Below are 477 nucleotides of genomic sequence, written 5' to 3' on the forward strand. Positions count from 1 at the left end.
GTCCTGGAGGTTCTCGCGCAGGTCATTGAGCGCGTCCACGGCGGTGTCAACGATGGCCACCTGCTCCTCACTGAGGACGTCGAGGGCGGCTGAGCCGTCCAGCATTGCGGTGGCACTCCCGATCCTGTGGATCGACTCAGCGAGTTGCGCGATGCGCTGGACCCGGTGCTGGTCGGGGGTGGTCATGCCGCTGCTCCCACGAGCCGATCCTCAGCGCGGGCGATGATCACCGACACGGGGACGCCCACGACGGCCGCCAGCGTGTCTAGTTCGGCCACCGTGAAAGGTGAGCCTCCGGAGAGACGGCGAGTGAGCGTGGTTCGCGGTATCCCGGTCCTGTCAGCGACGCCCAGTACGGTGAGACCGGCGTCGGTCATCGCCTCCGAGACCACGACTGCGGTCATCTCGGTGACCGTTCGGGGTGGTTTGGTGTCCATATGGTCACCCTATGACACAGGGAACGGTGACGCAACCCCT

At 66.0% G+C, this 477-nt stretch carries 2 protein-coding genes; both read right to left on the bottom strand.

The window, feature by feature from the left end:
- The coding region (locus tag ACTQ05_RS09580; RefSeq protein ID WP_441538983.1) for a hypothetical protein at nucleotides 1–186 on the bottom strand (186 nt) is incomplete at its 3' end.
- Entirely contained in the window at nucleotides 183–437 is a 255-nt protein-coding gene (locus ACTQ05_RS09585) for a helix-turn-helix domain-containing protein (protein ID WP_315896677.1), read from the bottom strand. The genes ACTQ05_RS09580 and ACTQ05_RS09585, both read right to left, overlap by 4 nt.
- Between the last annotated feature and the right edge of the window lie 40 nt (nucleotides 438–477).

It is taken from the genome of Collinsella sp. LCP21S3_A9 (assembly GCF_052118785.1).
GTDB lineage: Bacteria > Actinomycetota > Coriobacteriia > Coriobacteriales > Coriobacteriaceae > Collinsella.